General features: G+C 62.1%; 1 pseudogene. It reads left to right on the forward strand.

Annotation, left to right across the window (positions count from 1 at the left end):
• Positions 1–642 (forward strand): annotated as a pseudogene (locus tag J5M71_RS26390) (bifunctional prephenate dehydrogenase/3-phosphoshikimate 1-carboxyvinyltransferase); the annotation flags it as partial.

Raw genomic sequence — 642 nt, forward strand, 5'->3', positions numbered from 1 at the left:
GTCGATGCAGGGGATGGGCACCAATTGTTGGGCGTTTTCACGCGCGCCCGGGTTGCCCGCGAGCATTTCAGTAAAATCCTGGCCCGCAGGGCCTATGTGGACGCTATGAATTCCAACGATCTGATCTTCCTGGCTCAACCTGGTGGCCGCCTGTCCGGTCGGATTCGCGTACCGGGTGACAAATCGATTTCCCACCGTTCGATCATGCTCGGCTCGCTGGCCGAAGGCGTCACCGAAGTCGAAGGCTTCCTTGAGGGCGAAGATGCCTTGGCGACCTTGCAGGCATTCCGCGACATGGGCGTGGTCATCGAAGGCCCGCACCACGGCCGCGTGACTATCCACGGTGTTGGTCTGCACGGCCTGAAGCCTGCGCCGGGCCCGATCTATCTGGGCAACTCCGGCACCTCGATGCGTCTGCTCTCCGGCCTGCTGGCGGCGCAGAACTTCGACAGCACCTTGACCGGCGACGCTTCGCTGTCCAAGCGTCCGATGAATCGCGTGGCTAATCCTCTGCGAGAAATGGGCGCCGTGATCGAAACCGCTGCCGAAGGTCGTCCACCGATGACCATTCGCGGTGGCCACAAGCTCAAGGACATGACCTACACCATGCCGATGGCCAGTGCCCAGGTGAACTCCTGCCTG

Origin of the sequence: Pseudomonas sp. 43(2021), assembly GCF_017490805.1 — a bacterium.
Classification (GTDB): Bacteria; Pseudomonadota; Gammaproteobacteria; order Pseudomonadales; family Pseudomonadaceae; genus Aquipseudomonas.